Origin of the sequence: Streptomyces qinglanensis, from assembly GCF_900111245.1 — a bacterium.
Classification (GTDB): domain Bacteria; phylum Actinomycetota; class Actinomycetes; order Streptomycetales; family Streptomycetaceae; genus Streptomyces; species Streptomyces qinglanensis.
Genome location: NZ_FOGO01000020.1, coordinates 1 through 23,260, shown reverse-complemented (window position 1 = coordinate 23,260; position 23,260 = coordinate 1). Strand labels below are relative to the sequence as shown.

Sequence of the window (23,260 nt, the reverse complement as noted above, 5' to 3'; positions counted from 1 at the left end):
GGAACCCGAACCGGTGTGTGCCGCGTCTCCTGTGTTGCATAAGGTGCGGGTAAGAACGGGGCCCCGTGGGGTCCGTACAGCAACAGGGGGGCTGAGTCCCATGCGGAAGACGAGGGTGGCTGCTGCAGCCGCGGGTATCGCGCTGATAGCCGGGCTGACGGCGTGCGGCAGCGAGAAGGCGGACGGAAGCGGCGGGAGCGGTGCGGACAAGGCCGGCGGGTCGGCCCTCCAGGGCGCGCTGGCGGCGCTGAAGAAGGCGTCGAAGGCCACCGACAACCAGAACTCCGCCAAGGTCGAGGGCGTCAACAACCAGACGGTCCAGGGCAAGTCGATGAAGACCGAGATGGAGGGTTCCTTCGACTGGTCCGGCGGCGGCATGAAGGGCGAGGCCGACCTGACCATGGGCGGTGCCGGCAACCAGTCGGCGGAGGCGCGCTACCTGCCCGACGCGATGTACGTCCACCCCGCGTCCGGTGCGCCCGGCGGCAAGACGTGGATGAAGTACGACTACGACGTGCTGGCCGAGAAGGGCGGCGCTTCGGGCGCCATGCTCAAGGACCAGATGCAGAACAACAACCCGGCCCGCTCGGTCCAGCTCGTGCTGGCCTCGGGCAAGGTCAAGGCGCTCGGTACCGAGACGGTGCGCGGCAAGAAGGCGACGCACTACTCGGGCACGATCTCCGTCAACGAGCTGACCCGGATGCAGTCCAAGGACCTCTCCGAGGAGGACCTCGACGCCCTGGAGAAGCAGTTCAAGCAGCAGGGCCTGGAGAAGGAGAAGATCGATCTGTGGATCGATGAGGACGACCTGCTGGTCAAGAAGCACGAGACGGCCAAGAGCGAGGACGGCTCGACCGGCATCGACGCCACGAACTACTACTCGGACTACGGCACCCCGGTGAACGTGACCGCCCCGCCCGCCTCCGAGACCACGGACGCCTCGGCGATGATGAGCGGCGGCACCCGCCAGAGCTGACCGGCACCTGCCGGAGCTGACCGGCGCCCGCCGGGGCCGACCGGGCGCTCACCGGTCTCCGGCGGAGGGTCCGGCGCAGTACCGGGCTGTCCGCCGCGGCGGCCCGGGGTGCCGGACAGCCGCGGGCCCTGCGTGCCCGGGACCGGATTTGGCGGTCCCGGGCACGTTCGCGTATTCTCCCTGTGAAGCCAAAGACCGCTGGTCGTCGTCGTGCGCACTCAGAGCGCCGTCGGCCGAAGGATCCGCTCGCTGCGGACGACCCGCGCAGGTGATTGAGGAAGAACTCCCGGCGTGCCGTGTGCATTCCGGTCGAGGTGACGCCCCATGCGCCTGCGCTGGGGCGTTTGTCGTGTTCAGCCCCTTCCGAGCGGTCCTCATCACCCGGAAGGAGGCCGAGGCTCATGGCGAGGGAACAGGTCGCTCCCGACAAGATCGCAGCCGTCGACGAGATCACGAACAAGTTCCGTGACTCCAACGCCGCTGTGGTCACCGCGTACACCGGACTCTCCGTGGCGCAGCTCAGGGAGCTGCGCCGTGCACTCGGTGAGAACGCTCAGTACCGTGTGGTGAAGAACACGCTGACCAAGATCGCGGCCAACGAGGCCGGGATCAACGAGCTCGACGAGTTCCTGACGGGCTCCTCGGCTGTGGCCTTCGTGACCGGTGACCCGGTCACGGCGGCGAAGGGTCTTCGTGACTTCGCCAAGGACAACCCCGCCCTCGTGATCAAGGGCGGAATCGTCGACGGCTCGCTCTACGGCGCCGACGACCTCAAGAAGCTCGCGGACGTCGAGTCCCGCGAGGTGCTGCTCGCCAAGCTGGCCGGTGGCATGAAGGCGTCCATGGCCAAGGCCGCGGCGACCTTCCAGGCCCCGCTCTCGAAGTTCGTCCGCACCGCGGACGCGCTTCGCAGCAAGGTCGAAGAGCAGGGCGGTGCCGACACCACGGCTCCCGCCGAGACCGAGTCCGAGTAGTACCGGCGCCGGGTGCACCCGGTGGTCCGCTCCGGCGGAGCACCGCGCACCGCTCGCCTCAGCTCACTCACCGTATTCGGTCACAGCGGGCCGTAAGCCCGCCGACATATTGATCCGGCACCAGCCGACTGAAGTGGAAGGACCACAACCATGGCGAAGCTCAGCCAGGACGAACTGCTTGCCCAGTTCGAGGAGATGACCCTCATCGAGCTGTCGGACTTCGTGAAGAAGTTCGAGGAGAAGTTCGACGTCGAGGCCGCCGCCCCGGCCGCCGCCGTCGTCGCGGCCCCGGGCGCCCCGGTTGCCGAGGCCGAGCCCGAGCAGGACGAGTTCGACGTCATCCTGACCGGCGCCGGCGACAAGAAGATCCAGGTCATCAAGGTCGTGCGGGAGCTGACCTCGCTGGGTCTGAAGGAGGCCAAGGAGCTCGTGGACGGCACCCCGAAGCCGGTCCTCGAGAAGGTCGCCAAGGACGCCGCCGACAAGGCCAAGGAGTCCCTCGAGGGCGCCGGCGCGTCGGTCGAGGTCAAGTGACCCGTACTCGCTGAGCCACCGGCTCACCGAGTCATCGCGGCAGACCGCGGGCTACTCCGTGCGGGGTAGCCGTGCAGCGAAGGGCGATCACCCAGACGGGTGGTCGCCCTTCGCCTTTGCCGGACGGTCGCACCCTGCGCGGGCCTCGGCGGGTATGGTGATCTTCGTTGTCCCTGAGGCCCTTGACGAACGGCACGCAGCGCGCAATTCTCGGGGCGCGTCGTCACATCGATCCGAACTCCGAGGCATGGATCGGCGGCGAAGCGGGAAGTGTTGCGGCAGGCACGACGAGCCGCGGCAGGCGCGTCCACCCTGGCGAATCGAGGCCGCCGGGGACCGGGCGGGACGGAGCAGAACAATCGCAGGAGGTGGAGACCGGGGCGTGAGCCGGTTTCCCGTCATCCTTACTGGACATCAGTGGGCCATGTGGCTACACTGACCCTTTGCGCTGCCTATTAGCTGCCCCCTGCCCGTCACCAGGGGCACCGGTATGCGTGTAGAGAGTCCGAGCCCTCGGAAGGACCCCCTCTTGGCCGCCTCGCGCACTGCCTCGACTGCCAATTCGAACAACGGCGCCAGCACTGCCCCGCTGCGTATCTCTTTTGCGAAGATCAAGGAGCCCCTCGAGGTTCCGAACCTTCTCGCGCTCCAGACCGAGAGCTTTGACTGGCTGCTCGGCAACGAAGCCTGGAAGGCTCGCGTCGAGGCCGCGCTGGACAGCGGACAGAACGTTCCCACCAAGTCCGGTCTGGAGGAGATCTTCGAGGAGATCTCGCCGATCGAGGACTTCTCCGGGTCGATGTCGCTGACATTCCGCGACCACCGCTTCGAGCCCCCCAAGAACTCGATCGACGAGTGCAAGGAGCGCGACTTCACGTACGCGGCTCCGCTGTTCGTCACCGCCGAGTTCACGAACAACGAGACCGGCGAGATCAAGTCGCAGACGGTCTTCATGGGCGACTTCCCGCTCATGACCAACAAGGGCACCTTCGTGATCAACGGCACCGAGCGTGTCGTCGTCACCCAGCTCGTCCGGTCCCCGGGCGTCTACTTCGATTCCTCGATCGACAAGACCTCCGACAAGGACATCTACTCCGCCAAGGTCATCCCCTCCCGCGGTGCCTGGCTGGAGATGGAGGTCGACAAGCGCGACATGGTCGGTGTCCGCATCGACCGCAAGCGCAAGCAGTCGGTCACCGTCCTGCTCAAGGCGCTCGGCTGGACCACCGAGCAGATCCTCGAGGAGTTCGGCCAGTACGAGTCCATGCGCGCCACCCTGGAGAAGGACCACACCCAGGGCCAGGACGACGCGCTGCTCGACATCTACCGCAAGCTGCGCCCGGGTGAGCCGCCGACCCGCGAGGCCGCGCAGACGCTGCTGGAGAACCTCTACTTCAACCCGAAGCGCTACGACCTGGCCAAGGTCGGCCGGTACAAGATCAACAAGAAGCTCGGCGGCGACGAGCCGCTGGACTCCGGCGTGCTGACCACCGCCGACATCATCGCCACGATCAAGTACCTGGTGAAGCTGCACGCGGGCGAGGCCGAGTCGCAGTCCGCCGAGGGCGACACGATCGTCATCGAGACCGACGACATCGACCACTTCGGCAACCGCCGGCTGCGCAACGTCGGTGAGCTGATCCAGAACCAGGTCCGCACGGGTCTCGCCCGTATGGAGCGCGTGGTGCGCGAGCGGATGACCACGCAGGACGTCGAGGCGATCACGCCGCAGACCCTGATCAACATCCGGCCGGTCGTCGCCTCCATCAAGGAGTTCTTCGGCACCAGCCAGCTCTCCCAGTTCATGGACCAGACGAACCCGATCTCCGGGCTCACCCACAAGCGGCGCCTCAACTCGCTGGGCCCGGGTGGTCTCAGCCGGGAGCGGGCCGGCTTCGAGGTCCGTGACGTGCACCCCTCGCACTACGGCCGGATGTGCCCGATCGAGACGCCGGAAGGCCCGAACATCGGTCTGATCGGCTCGCTCGCCTCCTACGGCCGGCTGAACCCCTTCGGTTTCGTCGAGACCCCGTACCGCCAGGTGATCGACGGTGTCGTCAGCGACGAGGTGCACTACCTCACCGCCGACGAGGAGGACCGCTTCGTGATCGCCCAGGCGAACGCGCCCCTCACCGAGGAGATGCGGTTCGCCGAGGACCGGGTGCTGGTCCGCCGCCGCGGCGGCGAGGTCGACCTGATCCCGGGCGACGACGTGGACTACATGGACGTCTCGCCGCGCCAGATGGTGTCGGTCGCGACCGCCATGATCCCGTTCCTGGAGCACGACGACGCCAACCGCGCCCTGATGGGGTCGAACATGATGCGGCAGGCCGTGCCGCTCATCAAGGCCGAGTCCCCGCTGGTCGGCACCGGTATGGAGTACCGCTGCGCGGTCGACGCCGGCGACGTCATCAAGGCCGAGAAGGACGGTGTCGTCCAGGAGGTCTCCGCCGACTACGTCACGGTGGCCAACGACGACGGCACGTACACCACCTACCGCGTCGCCAAGTTCACCCGCTCCAACCAGGGCACCTCCTTCAACCAGAAGGTGCTCGTGGACGAGGGCGCCCGCGTCATCGAGGGCCAGGTGCTGGCCGACGGCCCGTCCACCGACGAGGGTGAGATGGCGCTCGGCAAGAACCTGCTCGTGGCCTTCATGCCGTGGGAGGGCTACAACTACGAGGACGCGATCATCCTCAGCCAGCGGCTGGTGCAGGACGATGTCCTCTCCTCGATCCACATCGAGGAGCACGAGGTCGACGCCCGCGACACCAAGCTCGGCCCCGAGGAGATCACCCGGGACATCCCGAACGTCTCCGAGGAGGTCCTGGCCGACCTCGACGAGCGCGGCATCATCCGCATCGGCGCCGAGGTCGAGGCGGGCGACATCCTCGTCGGCAAGGTCACCCCCAAGGGTGAGACCGAGCTGACCCCCGAGGAGCGGCTGCTGCGCGCGATCTTCGGTGAGAAGGCGCGCGAGGTCCGCGACACCTCGCTGAAGGTGCCGCACGGCGAGACCGGCAAGGTCATCGGCGTCCGGGTCTTCGACCGCGAGGAGGGCGACGAGCTGCCGCCCGGCGTCAACCAGCTCGTGCGGGTCTACGTCGCCCAGAAGCGCAAGATCACCGACGGTGACAAGCTCGCCGGCCGGCACGGCAACAAGGGCGTCATCTCGAAGATCCTGCCGGTCGAGGACATGCCGTTCCTGGAGGACGGCACCCCGGTCGACGTGATCCTCAACCCGCTGGGTGTCCCCTCCCGGATGAACCCGGGCCAGGTCCTGGAGATCCACCTGGGCTGGCTGGCCTCCCAGGGCTGGAAGGTCGAGGGCTCCGAGGAGTGGATGCAGCGCCTGCAGTCCATCGGTGCCGACGAGGTGGACCCGAAGACCAACGTGGCGACGCCGGTCTTCGACGGCGCCCGCGAGGACGAGATCGCCGGTCTGTTCCAGGCCACGCTGCCCAACCGGGACGGCGACCGGATGGTCCAGCCCTCCGGCAAGGCGCAGCTCTTCGACGGCCGCTCCGGCGAGCCGTTCCCGGACCCGATCTCGGTCGGGTACATGTACATCCTCAAGCTGCACCACCTGGTCGACGACAAGCTGCACGCCCGTTCGACCGGTCCGTACTCCATGATCACCCAGCAGCCGCTGGGTGGTAAGGCCCAGTTCGGTGGCCAGCGCTTCGGTGAGATGGAGGTGTGGGCCCTGGAGGCGTACGGCGCCGCGTACGCGCTGCAGGAGCTGCTGACCATCAAGTCCGACGACGTCACCGGCCGCGTGAAGGTCTACGAGGCCATCGTCAAGGGCGAGAACATCCCCGAGCCGGGCATCCCCGAGTCCTTCAAGGTGCTCATCAAGGAGATGCAGTCGCTCTGCCTCAACGTCGAGGTGCTGTCCTCGGACGGCATGTCGATCGAGATGCGCGACACCGACGAGGACGTCTTCCGCGCGGCGGAGGAGCTCGGAATCGACCTGTCCCGGCGCGAGCCGAGCAGCGTCGAAGAGGTCTGACGGAGTCGGCCGGGGCACGCCCCGCGTGTCCCGGCCCTCCCCGCGACCCCGTTCAGACCATTGACACACGACCCTGAGAGGGATTGACGAGAGTGCTCGACGTCAACTTCTTCGACGAACTGCGAATCGGCCTGGCCACCGCTGACGACATCCGTCAGTGGTCGCACGGCGAGGTCAAGAAGCCGGAGACCATCAACTACCGCACCCTCAAGCCCGAGAAGGACGGACTCTTCTGTGAGAAGATCTTCGGTCCGACCCGGGACTGGGAGTGCTACTGCGGCAAGTACAAGCGCGTCCGCTTCAAGGGCATCATCTGCGAGCGCTGCGGCGTCGAGGTGACCCGCGCCAAGGTGCGCCGTGAGCGGATGGGCCACATCGAGCTCGCCGCGCCCGTCACCCACATCTGGTACTTCAAGGGCGTTCCCTCGCGGCTGGGCTACCTGCTCGACCTGGCCCCGAAGGACCTGGAGAAGGTCATCTACTTCGCGGCGTACATGATCACGTACGTCGACGAGGAGCGCCGCACCCGCGACCTGCCCTCCCTGGAGGCGCACGTCGGTGTGGAGCGCCAGCACATCGAGCAGCGCCGGGACTCCGACCTGGAGGCCCGCGCCAAGAAGCAGGAAGGCGACCTGGCCGAGCTGGAGGCCGAGGGCGCCAAGGCCGACGTGCGCCGCAAGGTGCGCGAGGGCGCCGAGCGCGAGATGAAGCAGATCCGCGACCGCGCCCAGCGCGAGCTGGACCGGCTGGACGAGGTCTGGAACCGCTTCAAGAACCTCAAGGTGCAGGACCTGGAGGGCGACGAGCTGCTCTACCGCGAGCTGCGCGACCGCTTCGGGACCTACTTCGACGGCTCCATGGGCGCTGCCGCACTGCAGAAGCGCCTGGAGACCTTCGACCTGGACGAGGAGGCGGAGAGGCTTCGCGAGATCATCCGCACCGGCAAGGGGCAGAAGAAGACCCGCGCGCTCAAGCGGCTCAAGGTCGTCTCCGCGTTCCTGCAGACCAGCAACAGCCCCAAGGGCATGGTGCTGGACTGCGTGCCGGTCATCCCGCCGGACCTGCGTCCGATGGTGCAGCTCGACGGTGGCCGGTTCGCCACCTCCGACCTGAACGACCTGTACCGCCGGGTGATCAACCGGAACAACCGGCTGAAGCGGCTTCTCGACCTCGGTGCGCCCGAGATCATCGTCAACAACGAGAAGCGGATGCTCCAGGAGGCCGTCGACGCGCTGTTCGACAACGGCCGCCGCGGCCGTCCGGTCACCGGTCCGGGCAACCGCCCGCTCAAGTCGCTGTCCGACATGCTCAAGGGCAAGCAGGGCCGCTTCCGGCAGAACCTGCTGGGCAAGCGCGTCGACTACTCGGCCCGTTCGGTCATCGTCGTCGGCCCGCAGCTCAAGCTGCACCAGTGCGGGCTGCCCAAGGCGATGGCGCTGGAGCTGTTCAAGCCGTTCGTGATGAAGCGGCTGGTGGACCTCAACCACGCGCAGAACATCAAGAGCGCCAAGCGCATGGTCGAGCGCGGCCGCACGGTCGTCTACGACGTGCTGGAAGAGGTCATCGCGGAGCACCCGGTGCTGCTCAACCGTGCGCCGACCCTGCACCGCCTCGGCATCCAGGCGTTCGAGCCGCAGCTCGTCGAGGGCAAGGCCATTCAGATTCACCCGCTCGTGTGCACCGCGTTCAACGCGGACTTCGACGGTGACCAGATGGCCGTGCACCTGCCGCTGTCCGCGGAGGCGCAGGCCGAGGCCCGCATCCTGATGCTGTCCTCGAACAACATCCTCAAGCCGGCCGACGGCCGGCCGGTGACGATGCCGACGCAGGACATGGTCCTGGGCCTGTTCTTCCTCACCACGGACGAGGAGCAGCGCGTCACCAAGGGCGACGGCCGCTCGTTCAACTCCACCGCGGAAGCGATCATGGCGTTCGACGCCGGGGAGCTGTCGCTCCAGGCGAAGATCGACATCCGGTTCCCGGTCGGCACCACTCCGCCGCTGGGCTGGACCCCGCCGGCGCCGGAGGAGGGCGAGCAGGAATGGCAGCCCGGTGACCCGTTCCGGCTGCACACCTCGCTGGGCCGGGCGCTCTTCAACGAGCTGCTGCCCGAGGAGTACCCGTTCGTCGACTACACCGTGGGCAAGAAGCAGCTCTCCCAGATCGTCAACGACCTGGCCGAGCGCTACCCCAAGGTCGTCGTCGCCGCGGCGCTGGACAACCTGAAGTCGGCCGGTTACTTCTGGGCGACCCGCTCGGGTGTCACCATCGCGATCACGGACGTCGTCGTCCCGGACGCCAAGCCGGAGATCATCGCCGGTTACGAGGCGCAGGACGAGAAGGTCCAGAAGCAGTACGAGCGCGGTCTGATCACCAAGGACGAGCGCACGCAGGAGCTCATCGCCATCTGGACCAAGGCGACCAACGAGGTCTCCGAGGCGATGAACGAGAACTTCCCGAAGACGAACCCGATCTTCATGATGGTGGACTCGGGCGCCCGAGGGAACATGATGCAGATGCGTCAGATCGCGGGTATGCGCGGTCTGGTGTCCAACGCCAAGAACGAGACCATCCCGCGTCCCATCAAGGCGTCCTTCCGCGAGGGCCTCTCCGTGCTGGAGTACTTCATCTCCACGCACGGTGCCCGTAAGGGTCTCGCCGACACGGCGCTGCGTACGGCGGACTCGGGTTACCTCACCCGGCGTCTGGTGGACGTCTCGCAGGACGTGATCATCCGCGAGGAGGACTGCGGGACCGACCGCGGCCTCAAGCTGTCCATCGCCTCCAAGGGCGAGGACGGTGTGCTGCGCAAGGCGGAGGACGTCGAGACCAGCGTGTACGCGCGCTGCCTCGCCGAGGACATCGTCGTCGACGGCATGGTGCTGGCCCCGGCCGGTACCGACCTGGGCGACGTGCTCATCGACGAGCTGGTCCGGCACGGCATCGAGACCGTCAAGACGCGCTCGATCCTCACCTGCGAGTCGCACGTGGGCACCTGCGCCATGTGCTACGGCCGCTCGCTGGCCACCGGCAAGCTGGTCGACATCGGCGAGGCCGTCGGCATCATCGCGGCCCAGTCGATCGGTGAGCCCGGCACCCAGCTCACGATGCGTACCTTCCACACCGGTGGTGTGGCCGGTGACGACATCACCCAGGGTCTGCCGCGTGTCGTCGAGCTGTTCGAGGCCCGGACGCCCAAGGGTGTCGCGCCGATCTCCGAGTCGGCCGGCCGGGCGCGGATCGAGGAGACGGAGAAGACCAAGAAGGTCATCGTCACCCCGGACGACGGCTCGGACGAGACCTCCTACGCGGTCTCCAAGCGGGCCCGCCTCCTGGTGGGCGAGGGCGACCACGTCTCCGTCGGCCAGCGGCTGACCGTCGGTACGGAGAACCCGCACGACGTGCTCCGTATCCTCGGCCAGCGCGCGGTCCAGGTGCACCTGGTGGGCGAGGTCCAGAAGGTCTACAACTCGCAGGGTGTGTCGATCCACGACAAGCACATCGAGATCATCATCCGGCAGATGCTGCGCCGGGTGACGATCATCGAGTCCGGCGACGCCGAGCTGCTGCCCGGCGAGCTGGTGGAGCGCACCAAGTTCGAGGGCGAGAACCGGCGCGTGGTGCAGGAGGGCGGCCACCCGGCCTCCGGCCGTCCGCAGCTCATGGGTATCACCAAGGCGTCGCTGGCCACCGAGTCGTGGCTGTCGGCGGCGTCCTTCCAGGAGACGACCAGGGTCCTGACCGACGCGGCGATCAACGCCAAGTCGGACTCCCTGATCGGCCTCAAGGAGAACGTCATCATCGGTAAGCTCATCCCGGCCGGTACGGGCCTGTCCCGCTACCGCAACATCCGGGTCGAACCCACCGAGGAGGCGAAGGCCGCGATGTACTCGGCCGTCGGTTACGACGACATCGACTACTCGCCCTTCGGCACCGGCTCCGGCCAGGCGGTCCCGCTGGAGGACTACGACTACGGGCCGTACAACGCCTGAGTCGCCTGCGCCCGAGTCTCCGCCGGATACGGCGGATGACGGAGGTATCCGCCGCGGGGCGGTCACCCGAGAGGGGTGGCCGCCCCGCGGTCGTTCTCCGGCCCGCGGTATCGGCACCGGCCGAACCGTCCGCGGACCGCGCGCGTCATGGATGATGGAGGGGACGGTAAGCGAGCTGGGAGGTGGGGGCCGGTGGCGTACGGACCGTGGAATGCCCGGGGTGTTCCGGGCCAGGGGCAGCAGCCCGGTCTTGTCCCGAGTCAGGGCCACAGTCCGGGGGCTTATCCGGCCCAGGGCCAGCAGGTGGGCCAGATGCGCGCCGCGCACACGGACCGGGAGCGGGCGATCGATGTGCTCAAGGCCGGCTTCACCGAGGGCCGGCTGGGGCAGGACGAGTACGAGCAGCGGCTGGCCCGCGCCTCGCACGCGCAGACGTACGGGGAGCTGAACATGCTCATCGCGGATCTGCCGCAGGGGCCGGTCCCGATGCCGTCGCAGCAGCCCGTCTATCCGGCGGTGCCGCGTACCTTCCTGCCGCCGCCTCCGCCGAGCACCAACGGTTCGGCGATCGGCGCACTGGTCTGCGGGGTGCTGACGCCGATGTACGGGCTGACGGCGATCCCCGCGGTGATCCTCGGGCACAAGGCGCGGGCCGAGATCCGCAGGACGGGGGAGCAGGGCGCGGGCCTGGCGATGGCGGGTCTGGTGCTCGGCTGGGTGGCCATCGGGGTGTTCCTGGCCATCGTCTTCGGGGTGATCCTGGCGACAGCCTGACGAGGTCCGGGGCTGCCGGCGGGGCCGGCGGGGGCGCAGCGGTACGGCGCGTCGGCTCCCTGGGCGGCTCGGTGCCCTTCTTCTCGCAGGTCGGGGGCGCTATCGTGGCCGCCCCATTTGTTTTGACCCCAGCCCATGAGGTAGGTACCCTCAATTCCTGTGCCTGGGGTGTCCCCTGCGCTGTTGTCCCCCGCGATCGCGGTGACGGTGCGCGCAGCAGGTGATACCGGGATCTGCATGCTTCTCACCATGGAGAAGTCTTCCGCCCTCAGCGGGGATCTGCAGTCTTCGACACACCCGACCTCGTGGGTCGGGTATGGCCCAGGTTAGCTTTACCGAGACTGGCACACAGAAACCGGAGAAACGGTGCCTACGATCCAGCAGCTGGTCCGCAAGGGCCGGCAGGACAAGGTCGAGAAGAACAAGACGCCCGCACTGGAGGGTTCGCCCCAGCGCCGCGGCGTCTGCACGCGTGTTTTCACGACCACCCCGAAGAAGCCGAACTCGGCCCTGCGCAAGGTCGCCCGTGTGCGCCTGACCAGCGGGATCGAGGTGACCGCCTACATTCCGGGTGAGGGTCACAACCTGCAGGAGCACTCCATCGTGCTCGTGCGTGGTGGCCGTGTGAAGGACCTGCCGGGTGTTCGCTACAAGATCATCCGCGGCTCCCTCGACACGCAGGGCGTCAAGAACCGCAAGCAGGCTCGCAGCCGCTACGGCGCCAAGAAGGAGAAGTAAGAATGCCTCGTAAGGGCCCCGCCCCGAAGCGCCCGGTCATCATCGACCCGGTCTACGGCTCTCCTCTGGTGACCTCCCTCATCAACAAGGTGCTGCTGAACGGCAAGCGCTCCACCGCCGAGCGCATCGTCTACGGCGCCATGGAAGGGCTGCGCGAGAAGACCGGCAACGACCCGGTCATCACGCTGAAGCGCGCGCTGGAGAACGTCAAGCCGACCCTCGAGGTCCGCTCCCGCCGTGTCGGTGGCGCCACCTACCAGGTTCCGGTCGAGGTCCGCCCCGGCCGTTCCTCCACGCTCGCGCTGCGCTGGATCGTGGGTTACTCCCGCGCCCGCCGCGAGAAGACCATGACCGAGCGCCTGATGAACGAGTTGCTCGACGCCTCCAACGGGCTCGGCGCCGCCGTGAAGAAGCGCGAGGACACGCACAAGATGGCCGAGTCCAACAAGGCCTTCGCGCACTACCGCTGGTAGTCGCTACCCCCATCGAGACCGAGAGAAGACTGAAGCCTTATGGCTACCACTTCACTTGACCTTGCCAAGGTCCGCAACATCGGGATCATGGCGCACATCGACGCGGGCAAGACGACGACCACCGAGCGGATCCTCTTCTACACCGGTCGCAGCTACAAGATCGGTGAGGTCCACGACGGCGCTGCCACGATGGACTGGATGGAGCAGGAGCAGGAGCGCGGCATCACGATCACGTCGGCCGCGACGACCACTCACTGGCCGCTCAACGGCGTCGACTACACCATCAACATCATCGACACCCCGGGCCACGTCGACTTCACCGTCGAGGTGGAGCGTGCGCTGCGCGTGCTCGACGGTGCCGTGACGGTGTTCGACGGTGTCGCCGGTGTGGAGCCGCAGTCCGAGACGGTCTGGCGGCAGGCCGACCGCTACGGCGTTCCGCGTATCTGCTTCGTCAACAAGCTCGACCGCACCGGCGCCGAGTTCCACCGCTGCGTGGACATGATCGTGGACCGCCTGGGTGCGGTGCCGCTGGTCATGCAGCTGCCGATCGGCACCGAGGCCGACTTCAAGGGCGTCGTCGACCTGGTGTCGATGAAGGCCCTCGTCTGGTCGCCCGAGGCCAAGATGGGCGAGATGTACGACACCGTCGACATCCCGGACACCCACACCGAGGCGGCCGAGGAGTGGCGCGGCAAGCTGCTCGAGGCCGTCGCGGAGAACGACGAGGAGATGATGGAGCTGTACCTGGAGGGCGAGGAGCCCACCCAGGACCAGCTCATGGCGGCGATCCGCCGCGTCACCCTCGCCTCCACCGGCGCCGAGGGCACCATCACCGTCACCCCGGTGTTCTGCGGTACCGCGTTCAAGAACAAGGGCGTGCAGCCCCTGCTCGACGCGATCGCCCGCTACCTGCCGGCCCCGATCGACGTCGAGGCCGTCGAGGGCCAGTCCCCGAAGAACGCCGACGAGGTCATCAAGCGTCGGCCCTCCGAGGAGGAGCCGATGTCGGCGCTGGCGTTCAAGATCGCCAGCGACCCGCACCTCGGCAAGCTGACCTTCCTGCGCGTCTACTCGGGCCGGCTGCACACCGGTACCCAGGTCCTGAACTCGGTGAAGGGCCGCAAGGAGCGCATCGGCAAGATCTACCGGATGCACGCGAACAAGCGTGAGGAGATCGAGTCGGTGGGTGCCGGCGACATCGTCGCCGTCATGGGTCTGAAGCAGACCACCACCGGTGAGACCCTCAGCGACGCGAGCAACCCGGTGATCCTGGAGTCGATGGACTTCCCGGCCCCGGTCATCGAGGTCGCCATCGAGCCCAAGTCGAAGGGCGACCAGGAGAAGCTGGGCGTCGCGATCCAGCGGCTGGCCGAGGAGGACCCGTCCTTCCAGGTCAAGACCAACGAGGACACCGGCCAGACGATCATCGCGGGTATGGGCGAACTGCACCTCGACGTGCTGGTCGACCGTATGAAGCGCGAGTTCAAGGTCGAGGCCAACGTCGGTAAGCCGCAGGTGGCCTACCGCGAGTCGCTCCGCAAGAAGGTCGAGAAGGTCGACTACACCCACAAGAAGCAGACCGGTGGTTCCGGTCAGTTCGCGAAGGTGCAGATCGCCGTCGAGCCGCTTGAGGGCGACGGGTACGAGTTCGTCAACCAGGTCACCGGTGGCCGTATCCCGCGGGAGTACATCCCGTCCGTGGACGCGGGCTGCCAGGAGGCCATGGAGTTCGGTGTGCTGGCGGGCTACCCGCTGACCGGTGTCCGCGTGACGCTGCTCGACGGTGCCTTCCACGACGTCGACTCCTCCGAGATGGCGTTCAAGATCGCCGGTTCCATGGCGTTCAAGGAAGCCGCCCGGAAGGCGAGCCCGGCCCTGCTGGAGCCGCTGATGAAGGTCGAGGTGACGACGCCCGAGGACTACATGGGCGACGTGATCGGTGACATCAACTCGCGGCGCGGCCAGGTCCAGTCGATGGAGGAGCGGGGCAACGCGAAGCTCGTCACCGGCCTGGTACCGCTGTCGGAGATGTTCGGCTACGTCGGAGACCTGCGCAGCAAGACCTCCGGCCGTGCGACCTACTCCATGCAGTTCGACTCCTACGGCGAGGTTCCCAAGAACGTCGCCGAGGAGATCATCGCGAAGGCCAAGGGCGAGTAACCCACTCGTCCAGGGGCGAGGAGGACACCCGTCCTCACCCCTTAGGCTGGAGCAAAGGCATTCGGGGCACTCCGGTACAGATCGCTCGGTCGCCGAAGCGGACTGTGCCGGGGCGCCCCGGCCGCCGGCCCACCCAAGCGAACAGGTCAAGGGCATCCCCCTCGGGGTCCTGACCGGTTCGGTACGACCACCTGAACCCCTCCGCAAAACGTGGAGGGTGTACAGCACCAGTCCACAGGAGGACCCCAGTGGCGAAGGCGAAGTTCGAGCGGACTAAGCCGCACGTCAACATCGGCACCATCGGTCACATCGACCACGGCAAGACCACTCTTACCGCGGCGATCACCAAGGTGCTGCACGACGCGTACCCGGAGCTGAACCAGGCTTCGGCCTTCGAGAACATCGACAAGGCGCCGGAAGAGCGCCAGCGCGGTATCACCATCTCCATCGCGCACGTCGAGTACCAGACGGAGAACCGTCACTACGCCCACGTCGACTGCCCGGGTCACGCGGACTACATCAAGAACATGATCACCGGTGCCGCCCAGATGGACGGCGCCATCCTCGTGGTCGCCGCCACCGACGGCCCGATGCCGCAGACCAAGGAGCACGTGCTCCTGGCCCGCCAGGTCGGCGTTCCGTACATCGTCGTCGCCCTGAACAAGGCCGACATGGTGGACGACGAGGAGATCATGGAGCTCGTCGAGCTCGAGGTCCGTGAGCTGCTCTCGGAGTACGAGTTCCCGGGCGACGAGGTTCCGGTCGTCAAGGTCTCCGCGCTCAAGGCGCTGGAGGGCGACAAGGAGTGGGGCGACTCCGTCGTCAAGCTCATGGCGGCTGTCGACGAGGCCATCCCGGCCCCGGAGCGCGACACCGACAAGCCGTTCCTGATGCCGATCGAGGACGTCTTCACCATCACCGGCCGCGGCACGGTCGTCACCGGCCGTATCGAGCGCGGTGTGCTGAAGGTGAACGAGAACGTCGACATCATCGGCATCAAGGACACCAAGACCTCGACCACGGTCACCGGCATCGAGATGTTCCGGAAGCTGCTGGACGAGGGCCAGGCCGGTGAGAACGTCGGTCTGCTGCTCCGCGGCATCAAGCGCGAGGACGTCGAGCGCGGCCAGGTCATCATCAAGCCGGGCTCGGTCACCCCGCACACGGAGTTCGAGGCGCAGGCGTACATCCTGTCGAAGGACGAGGGCGGTCGCCACACCCCGTTCTTCAACAACTACCGCCCGCAGTTCTACTTCCGCACCACCGACGTGACCGGCGTGGTGACCCTCCCCGAGGGCACCGAGATGGTCATGCCGGGCGACAACACCGAGATGAGCGTCCAGCTCATCCAGCCCGTCGCCATGGAAGAGGGCCTCAAGTTCGCCATCCGTGAGGGTGGCCGCACCGTGGGCGCCGGCCAGGTCACCAAGATCTCCAAGTGACCTCGCCGCGCCGGGTCCGCCCGGCGCATCCCGGCTTCGGCTGACAGCCGGCTCCGGCCGGCGTATCGGCTTCGGCTGATGAGAGGGCCCGTACGGCAGTACTGCCGTACGGGCCCTCTCGCATGCATGGACGCGGGACGGACGGTGCCTCGGAGAGCCCGCGCGCGGCCGGCGGGACGGTGTCCCGCCCGGATCAGGGGTAGGAGACCACCGTGGAGGGCGTGGTCGACGTCCCCGAGGTGGGCGAGCCGGTGTCGTTGATGACGCGCTCGTACTGGCCGTTGCCGCCCAGCGAGACCACCAGCACGTCGTGGAACGTCACCCCGGAGGTGTGCGGGGCGGCGAAGCCGTGGTGCTGGACGATCGTCGGGTCCACGTTGTAGTAGCAGTAGCTGCCCAGGCCCCACGCCTCGTGCGAGGTGACCGAGTCGGCGACCTTGTAGGCGGCGTAGCCCTTGATCGAACCGTTCTGGATGGCGGCCTGGTCCGGCGCGTCGTACGCCTTCTCGTTCTGGAAGAAGATCGTGCGGCCGCGCTCGCCGTTCCACTGCACGTCGTACTTGTTGAAGTGCTCCACGAACAGCCCGGTCGCCAGCACGTCGTCGCCGTTGACGACGACGCCGTAGTCGGCCCGGTTCGTCTCCCAGCCGACGCCGGTGCCGTGGTCGGCCCGCCACACCCAGGTGTGGTCCACGAGGGTGTGCCGGCTGTTGACGACGATGCTGGTGGTGGCCTTGCCCGCGCCGCTGCCGCCGATGCGGACGAACACGTCCTGCACCGTGATCGGGTTCGCGGAGTGGTCCGCGGAGGCGCCCTGCGGCCCGATCTCCACCAACGTCTCGGAGTTGGTGGGCCCGGCGTCGACCAGGAACCCGGCCAGCCGCACCCCGTCCACGTCGGCGACGCGCACCGCGGTGGTGCCCCCGTCGGGCACCAGGGTCGCGTAGCCCAGGCCCAGCACGACCGTCCCGGCCCGCTCGACCTTCAGCGGCTGGTCGAGATGGTAGACACCCGGCGTCAGCAGCAGGTGCAGCCCTTGGCCGAGCGCCTGGTCGAGGATGGCCGCCGAGTCGCCGGGCCGTGCGACGTAGAACTGGGACAGCGGCAGCGAGGTGCCGCGCGGAGTGCCGCTGCCCCAGGTGACACCGCGTGCCGCGGTCCGCTTCTCCGGCAGGAAGACCCGGTAGTCGGCGCCGTCGAGGTAGAGGAACGGCTTCTCGCGCGAGATCGGCGTCGTGTCCAGCGTGGTGTAGGGCGGGTCGGGGAAGCTCTGCCCCGGAGCGCCCTCGACGCCGGAGAAGACCATGTTCCAGACGCCGTTGAGCCAGCCGCCCACCGCGCTGTCCCGGGTGTACCACTGCTGCTGGGAGTACGGTCCGACCTGGCCGTCGATCCGGCTGTCGGCGATGTAGCCGCCGCTGGCCCAGCCGTAGCCGTCCGGGGAGAGGTTGAGACCGCCGCGGACATGCATCCGACGGAACGGCGCGGCCTGCGCGACGGCCCACCGGTTGGTGCCGCTGACCGGGACGAGCGCGAGATTCTCCGCCGAGCGCCAGAAGTTCTGGGTGGCGTTCCCGTCGAACCACCCGGCGTCCACGGTCACATCGCCGTTGATGGTGGTGTCGTCGGGGGACAGCCCCAGTCCGGCGATCGAGGTGTAGAAGCCGAGCTGCGCGTTGAGTCCGTGGTAGGTGCCGGGCTTGAACAGCAGCGCGTAGCGGCCGCTGCCGAACTGCGCGGACTCCTGTTGCCGGAAGATCTCGTCCAGCTTCGCCTGGATGCCGGGCGTCGAGGGGTCGAACACGATGACGTTGGGGCCGAGGTCGCCGCCGCCGGGCAGGTCCTGGGCGCGGTGGGCGTGCGTCGGCCGCGGCCGCTGTGCCGGGGCGGCCGAGGCGGGTGCGGACATGCCGACGAGCGCCGTGGGGACGGCGGCCGCGGCGGCCCCGAGGACGGTACGGCGGCCGGGCACGGGGCCGGTGGAAGACGTGTCGGAGGAACGGGCGGCGGAACTGTCGGAGGAACTGTCGGAGGAAGGGGGCATGGGCGCTTCTCCTTGTTCATCAGATGAACGATGGGGGGTGAGGGAGCGCTCTCTCGCCGCTGAATGGTTCATCCGTGTGTACAGGACGTCAAGAGTTGTGACGGAATGCTGGCGCCTTCCGGCCGGTGCCGTTCGTCGCCCATGTCGGCCCTGTGGGCCCGGAGTTCGCGGCTGACCTGTAGCGACGTGCGGGAAGGGCTTGGAAGGGCTGCTGCGGCGAAGTGCGCGGAGCGGGCAGGCTGCTGATCCTTTGGTTCACTTCCTTGACACCTCTGCCGCGTGCCTCAACACTCCGGACCGGGAGAGCGCTTTCCGATCCATCGGCGCGACGGCCCGCTCGCCGCGCCGCCCCCCCACCCCTCACCTTCAGGAGGGCTCCATGGCACGGAGATCGACGTACCGCTCGGGAACGCTGCTCGTGGTCGCGTCACTGCTGGCGGCACTCGGCGCGTCCGCGTCCGCGACCGCGTCCGAAGCCGGAACCGGCACCGGGGCCGGGACCGCCGCGGCGCAGCCGCCGCACCGCTACTTCCACGAGTTCCAGGCCAACTGCGCGGTCAGCCACACCGGTCCGGACGATCCGATCGTCTTCCCCGGGCAGCCCGGCGCGTCCCACAACCACACCTTCATGGGCAACACCACGACCGACGCCGACAGCACCCCCGCCTCGCTCGACGCGGGCAGCACCACCTGCAAGGCGCCCGGCGACAAGTCGGCCTACTGGATGCCCACCCTCTTCGACGGCGACCGGCCGATCCTGCCGGTCGGCCCGCAGACGATCTACTACAAGGCCGGTGTCACCGACTACACCAGCGTCCGCCCGTTCCCCGAGGGGCTGCGGTTCGTCGTGGGCAGCCCGGCGCAGAGCCCGCAGGACTTCCGCGACCACCCCGGATACGTCGAGGGCTGGGAGTGCGGGGACAGCTACTTCAACACCGAGTTCCCCACCGACTGCCCCGACCGCGCCGACGTGCAGCTCAACATCCGCCTCCAGGCCCCGAGCTGCTGGGACGGCTCCTCCCTCGACTCCGCCGACCACCGCAGCCACATGGCCTACCCGGTGGTCAAGGAGGGCACGAACGACAACGTCTGCCCCGCCGGCCATCCGGTCGCGCTGCCGATGATCGAGTTCAAGATGGCCTTCCCCGTCAACGGAGACCTCTCCGCCGCGCGGCTGGCCAGCGGCCCGAGCTACTCGTTCCACTACGACTTCTTCAACGCCTGGGACGACGCCACCCTCGCCGCCCTGGTCGACCACTGCATCGTCGGCGGCCTCCAGTGCGACGCACGCGGCTACGACCAGACACATCCCGAGGAAGGCGCGGCCCTGAACGAGGACTACGAACTGCCCGCGGGGGTGGCCGCACCATGACCGGACCCCGCACCCGCACCCGCCGCCGGGCGGCACCTCTCGTCCGCCGTCTCCACCCGGCGCCCCTCGTCCGCCGTCTCGTCCCGGCGCCCCTCGCTCGCCGTCTCGCGGCACCCCTCGTCGCCGGGGCGCTGGCCGCCGGAGCGCTCGCGCTGCCCGCGCAGCCGGCGCAGGCCGCGGGCAGCGTCGTCGAGGTGACCGGCAGCCAGGGCGACTGGCAGTTGACCGTGGACGGCAGCCCCTACCAGGTCAAGGGCCTCACCTGGGGGCCAGCCGCCTCCGACGCCGGGAAGTATCTGCCCGACCTGCGCTCCATGGGCGTCAACACGATCCGCACCTGGGGCACCGACGCCACCAGCAAGCCGCTGCTGGACGCGGCGGCGGCCAACGACATCAGAGTGATCGCCGGATTCTGGCTCCAGCCCGGCGGCGGCCCCGGCAGCGGCGGCTGCGTGGACTACGTGACCGACGACGGCTACAAGAGCAGCATGCTGGAGGAGTTCACCCGCTGGGTCGACGCGTACAAGGACCACCCCGGCGTGCTCATGTGGAACGTCGGCAACGAGTCCGTGCTCGGGCTGCAGAACTGCTACAGCGGCGACGCGCTCGAAGCGCAGCGCGCCGCCTACACCTCCTTCGTCAACGAGGTCGCCGTGCGGATCCACGCCGTCGACCCGGACCACCCGGTCACCTCCACCGACGCGTGGACCGGCGCCTGGCCGTACTACAAGGAGAACGCACCCGATCTGGACCTGTACGCGGTCAACGCCTACCAGGACGTGTGCGGCATCCGGTCCACCTGGGCACAGGGCGGCTACACCAAGCCCTACATCGTCACCGAGACCGGCCCGCCCGGCGAGTGGGAGGTCCCCGACGATGCCAACGGCATCCCCGAGGAACCCACCGACCAGGCCAAGGCGGAGGGCTACACCGCGGCGTGGGACTGCGTGACCGGACACCGGGGCGTGGCGCTGGGCGCGACGATGTTCCACTACGGCACCGAGTACGACTTCGGCGGCATCTGGTTCAACCTGCTGCCCGCCGGTCAGAAGCGGCTCTCCTACTACGCCGTCAAACGGGCCTACGGCGCCGCCACCGAGGCCGACAACACCCCGCCGGTCCTCTCCGCGATGTCCGTCGAGGGCGACCCCTCCCGGGTGCTGGCGGGCGGCGAACTGACCCTGTCGGTGCGGGCGACCGACCCGGACGGCGATCCGCTCTCCTACGAGGTGCTCAGCAACAGCAAGTATCTCGACGAGAGCAACGAGCTGACTCCGCTGCCCGCCACCGGCCTCGGCGGCGGCCGGCTCCGGGTCACCGCACCCGACCGCCCCGGCGTGTGGAAGATGTACGTCAAGGCCACGGACGGCAAGGGCAACGTCGGTGTGGAGTCCCGCTCCGTGCGCGTCGTCCCGCCGGACGTCGACGGCACCAACGCCGCCCTCGGCGCTCCCGCGACGGCCTCCTCGGAGCAGCAGGGCGGCGGCGACTGCCCCTGCACCGCCGCCGACGCCGTGGACGGCGACCTCACCACCCGCTGGGCGAGCGACTGGAGCGACCCGCAGTGGCTGAGCGTCGACCTCGGCGCCCGCACCGCGTTCCGGCACGTGCAACTCGTCTGGGAGACCTCCTACGCGACGGAGTACACCGTCCAGACCTCCGACGACGGCCGGAACTGGCGCACCGTACGCGAGGTCACCGGAGGCGACGGCGGAGTCGACGACCTCGACGTCTCCGGCACCGGCCGCTACGTCCGCGTCCACGGGACGCAGCGCGGCACCGGCTGGGGCTACTCGCTCTACGAGTTCGGCGTCTACACCTGAGCCGGGGCGGCAGCAGCGCCCGTGCGGGCCGGTGCGTGCCGCGGGTACGGCTCCGCAGCGGCTCCGCAGCCGCGGACCGTACCGGGCCCGGCCGGCGACATCTGGAGAGCGCTCTATACGGCAGCCGCCTCCGCCGCTAGGGTGCCGGGCATGAGCAGCCGGGCTCCGACCCTGGAGGACGTCGCACGGGAGGCGGGAGTCTCCCGTGCGACGGTCTCCCGCGTCGTCAACGGCGTCCGCAACGTGGATCCGGCCATCCAGGACCTGGTCCGGCGGGCCGTCGCACGCACCGGATACGCGCCCAACCGGGCCGCCCGCTCCCTGGTGACCCGGCGCACCGAAACGGTCGCCCTCGTGGTCTCCGGCGCCGGGGACCTCTCCGACGAGGCACAGGACGCCTTCGCCTCCCGGGTGTTCTCCGACCCGTTCTTCGGCCGCGTGGTGGCGGGCGTCACCGGCTATCTGCGCCCGCGCTCGATGTACCCGGTCCTGATGTTCGCGGAGACCCCGGAGGCCCGCCGGGACGTCGTGGCCTACCTGCGCCAGGGCCGCGCGGACGGCGCGCTGGTGGTCTCCACCCACGCCGAGGACGCGCTGCCGCCGCTGCTCGCCGAGGCGGAGCTGCCCGCTGTCCTCTTCGCCCGCCCGGCCCGGCCGCTCCCGCTCAGTTGCGTCGACCTCGCCCACCGGGACGGCGGACACCTGGCCGCCGAGCGGCTGCTGGCCCGCGGCTGCCGCCGCAGCGTCACGATCGCCGGGCCGCTGGCCGTCGCCGCGAGCCAGGAGCGGCTCGCCGGTTTCCGCCGCACGATGGCCCGCCGCGGGCACCCCAGCGTCCCGGTGGCCGAGGGCGCCTTCACGCTCGACAGCGGCAGAACGGCCATGGCGGCCCTGCTGGACGAGCACCCGGACCTGGACGGAGTGTTCGCCGCGAACGACCTGATGGCGCAGGGCGCCTGCGAGGTGCTGCGGGAGCGGGACCGGCGTATCCCGCAGGACGTCGCGGTCGTCGGCCTCGACGACTCCAGCGCCGCCGTCACCTGCCGCCCCCCGCTGACCACCGTGCGCCAACCCGTCGAGCAGATGGCCGCGGCGATGGCACGCCTGCTGGACGAGCACATCCGCGGCGACCGCACCGAGCCGGCCTCCGAAATCTTCGCCCCGGAGCTGGTGGTCCGGGACTCGGCGTAGCCGCGGCCCGGCCCTGGCGCCGGGCGCTGTGCGGCCTGATGTTGTCGCTGCCGGGCGCTCGGCAGCCGGGCGCTCTGCCCTTACCGCGTAGTACCCTGAACCCGACTCGACCACGGAACGCCCTTGACCTGCGGTGCTGCGGGCAGGGAGCACACATCCTGGAGTGACGCCATGCTGCGCACCATGTTCAAGTCCAAGATCCACCGCGCCACCGTGACCCAGGCCGACCTGCACTACGTCGGCTCGGTCACGATCGACGCGGAGTTGATGTCCGCCGCCGACCTGCTCCCCGGGGAACTGGTCCACATCGTCGACATCACCAACGGCGCCCGGCTGGAGACCTATGTCATCGAGGGCGAACCGGGCTCGGGCGTCATCGGCATCAACGGTGCCGCCGCCCACCTGGTGCACCCCGGCGACCTGGTCATCCTGATCAGTTACGCGCAGGTCGACGACGCCGAGGCCCGCACCCTGCAGCCGCGTGTGGTGCACGTGGACGCGGACAACCGCATCGTGGCGCTGGGGGCCGATGCCGGTGAGCCGTCCCCGGGCTCCTCCGCGGAGCGTGCTCCGCACGCGGTGGCCCGGAGCTGATCCCCGCCGCCGACTCTCCGCGGGGCGACTCCCCGGTGCCGTGGTGGGGGTTCGTTCCCTGGGCGGGATTGTTGTGCTCCGGTTCCCGCTGGTGAAGTCGGTGGGTGGGGTGCGGGGTGCGCTGCTACCGTCAGGTGCACGACAGTTACCTGATGCTA

15 protein-coding genes are annotated in these 23,260 nt (G+C 68.8%); 14 read left to right on the top strand and 1 reads right to left on the bottom strand.

Annotated features, from left to right (window positions below; translation table 11 throughout):
- Positions 1–100: 100 nt before the first annotated feature.
- The 10 genes from BMX65_RS29600 to tuf all read left to right on the top strand — a co-directional run bounded on the left by BMX65_RS29600 (position 101) and on the right by tuf (position 16,078).
- Positions 101–976 (top strand): SCO4651 family lipoprotein, encoded by an 876-nt coding sequence (locus tag BMX65_RS29600; RefSeq protein ID WP_075003442.1) that lies wholly within the window; start codon positions 101–103, stop codon positions 974–976.
- Between the two features lie 401 nt (positions 977–1,377).
- Entirely contained in the window at positions 1,378–1,950 is a 573-nt protein-coding gene (gene rplJ, locus BMX65_RS29595) for a 50S ribosomal protein L10 (protein WP_075003441.1), read from the top strand.
- A 150-nt stretch (positions 1,951–2,100) separates the two neighbouring features.
- Positions 2,101–2,484, top strand: coding sequence for a 50S ribosomal protein L7/L12 (gene rplL, locus BMX65_RS29590; RefSeq protein WP_075003440.1), 384 nt, complete (start codon positions 2,101–2,103; stop codon positions 2,482–2,484).
- A gap of 529 nt (positions 2,485–3,013) precedes the next feature.
- Positions 3,014–6,496: a DNA-directed RNA polymerase subunit beta gene (gene rpoB / locus BMX65_RS29585; RefSeq protein WP_075003439.1), complete on the top strand. Its 3,483-nt coding sequence runs from the start codon at positions 3,014–3,016 to the stop codon at positions 6,494–6,496.
- Positions 6,497–6,588: 92 nt separating this feature from the next.
- Entirely contained in the window at positions 6,589–10,488 is a 3,900-nt protein-coding gene (locus BMX65_RS29580; protein WP_075003438.1) for a DNA-directed RNA polymerase subunit beta', read from the top strand.
- Between the two features lie 312 nt (positions 10,489–10,800).
- Positions 10,801–11,262, top strand: coding sequence for a DUF1707 and DUF4190 domain-containing protein (locus BMX65_RS29575; protein WP_075003437.1), 462 nt, complete (start codon positions 10,801–10,803; stop codon positions 11,260–11,262).
- A gap of 366 nt (positions 11,263–11,628) precedes the next feature.
- Entirely contained in the window at positions 11,629–12,000 is a 372-nt protein-coding gene (rpsL, locus tag BMX65_RS29570) for a 30S ribosomal protein S12 (protein WP_003948652.1), read from the top strand.
- Between the two features lie 2 nt (positions 12,001–12,002).
- A complete protein-coding gene (gene rpsG, locus BMX65_RS29565) occupies positions 12,003–12,473 on the top strand; it encodes a 30S ribosomal protein S7 (RefSeq protein ID WP_019354980.1) in 471 nt (156 codons plus the stop codon).
- A 39-nt stretch (positions 12,474–12,512) separates the two neighbouring features.
- The gene (gene fusA, locus BMX65_RS29560) at positions 12,513–14,636 is read left to right on the top strand and encodes an elongation factor G (RefSeq protein ID WP_075003436.1); all 2,124 of its coding nucleotides are present in this window, start codon (positions 12,513–12,515) and stop codon (positions 14,634–14,636) included.
- 248 nt (positions 14,637–14,884) lie between these two features.
- The gene (gene tuf / locus BMX65_RS29555; protein ID WP_075003435.1) at positions 14,885–16,078 is read left to right on the top strand and encodes an elongation factor Tu; all 1,194 of its coding nucleotides are present in this window, start codon (positions 14,885–14,887) and stop codon (positions 16,076–16,078) included.
- 193 nt (positions 16,079–16,271) lie between these two features.
- Here tuf and BMX65_RS29550 read toward each other — a convergent pair whose 3' ends face one another.
- On the bottom strand, positions 16,272–18,122 hold the full coding sequence (locus BMX65_RS29550) for a coagulation factor 5/8 type domain-containing protein (protein WP_107437619.1): 1,851 nt from the start codon (positions 18,120–18,122) through the stop codon (positions 16,272–16,274).
- A gap of 379 nt (positions 18,123–18,501) precedes the next feature.
- Here BMX65_RS29550 and BMX65_RS29545 point away from each other — a divergent pair, with 379 nt between their 5' ends.
- The 4 genes from BMX65_RS29545 to panD all read left to right on the top strand — a co-directional run bounded on the left by BMX65_RS29545 (position 18,502) and on the right by panD (position 23,102).
- On the top strand, positions 18,502–19,494 hold the full coding sequence (locus BMX65_RS29545; protein WP_075003434.1) for a DUF1996 domain-containing protein: 993 nt from the start codon (positions 18,502–18,504) through the stop codon (positions 19,492–19,494).
- Complete coding sequence (locus BMX65_RS29540) at positions 19,491–21,317, top strand: discoidin domain-containing protein (protein WP_075003433.1); 1,827 nt, start codon at positions 19,491–19,493, stop codon at positions 21,315–21,317. The genes BMX65_RS29545 and BMX65_RS29540 overlap by 4 nt, the downstream gene beginning before the upstream one ends.
- 150 nt (positions 21,318–21,467) lie before the next feature.
- Complete coding sequence (locus BMX65_RS29535) at positions 21,468–22,508, top strand: LacI family DNA-binding transcriptional regulator (protein ID WP_075003432.1); 1,041 nt, start codon at positions 21,468–21,470, stop codon at positions 22,506–22,508.
- Between the two features lie 171 nt (positions 22,509–22,679).
- Entirely contained in the window at positions 22,680–23,102 is a 423-nt protein-coding gene (panD, locus tag BMX65_RS29530) for an aspartate 1-decarboxylase (protein WP_019354973.1), read from the top strand.
- Positions 23,103–23,260 lie beyond the last annotated feature (158 nt).

What these genes read in the sequence shown, in the direction of transcription:
- fusA (WP_075003436.1), top strand. Translation starts at nt 12,513, where the DNA reads ATGGCTACCACTTCACTTGACCTTGCCAAGGTCCGCAACATCGGGATC.
- BMX65_RS29600 (WP_075003442.1), top strand. Translation starts at nt 101, where the DNA reads ATGCGGAAGACGAGGGTGGCTGCTGCAGCCGCGGGTATCGCGCTGATA.
- rpsG (WP_019354980.1), top strand. Translation starts at nt 12,003, where the DNA reads ATGCCTCGTAAGGGCCCCGCCCCGAAGCGCCCGGTCATCATCGACCCG.
- BMX65_RS29540 (WP_075003433.1), top strand. Translation starts at nt 19,491, where the DNA reads ATGACCGGACCCCGCACCCGCACCCGCCGCCGGGCGGCACCTCTCGTC.
- BMX65_RS29545 (WP_075003434.1), top strand. Translation starts at nt 18,502, where the DNA reads ATGGCACGGAGATCGACGTACCGCTCGGGAACGCTGCTCGTGGTCGCG.
- panD (WP_019354973.1), top strand. Translation starts at nt 22,680, where the DNA reads ATGCTGCGCACCATGTTCAAGTCCAAGATCCACCGCGCCACCGTGACC.
- rplJ (WP_075003441.1), top strand. Translation starts at nt 1,378, where the DNA reads ATGGCGAGGGAACAGGTCGCTCCCGACAAGATCGCAGCCGTCGACGAG.
- BMX65_RS29535 (WP_075003432.1), top strand. Translation starts at nt 21,468, where the DNA reads ATGAGCAGCCGGGCTCCGACCCTGGAGGACGTCGCACGGGAGGCGGGA.
- BMX65_RS29550 (WP_107437619.1), bottom strand. Translation starts at nt 18,122, where the DNA reads ATGCCCCCTTCCTCCGACAGTTCCTCCGACAGTTCCGCCGCCCGTTCC.
- rplL (WP_075003440.1), top strand. Translation starts at nt 2,101, where the DNA reads ATGGCGAAGCTCAGCCAGGACGAACTGCTTGCCCAGTTCGAGGAGATG.
- BMX65_RS29575 (WP_075003437.1), top strand. Translation starts at nt 10,801, where the DNA reads ATGCGCGCCGCGCACACGGACCGGGAGCGGGCGATCGATGTGCTCAAG.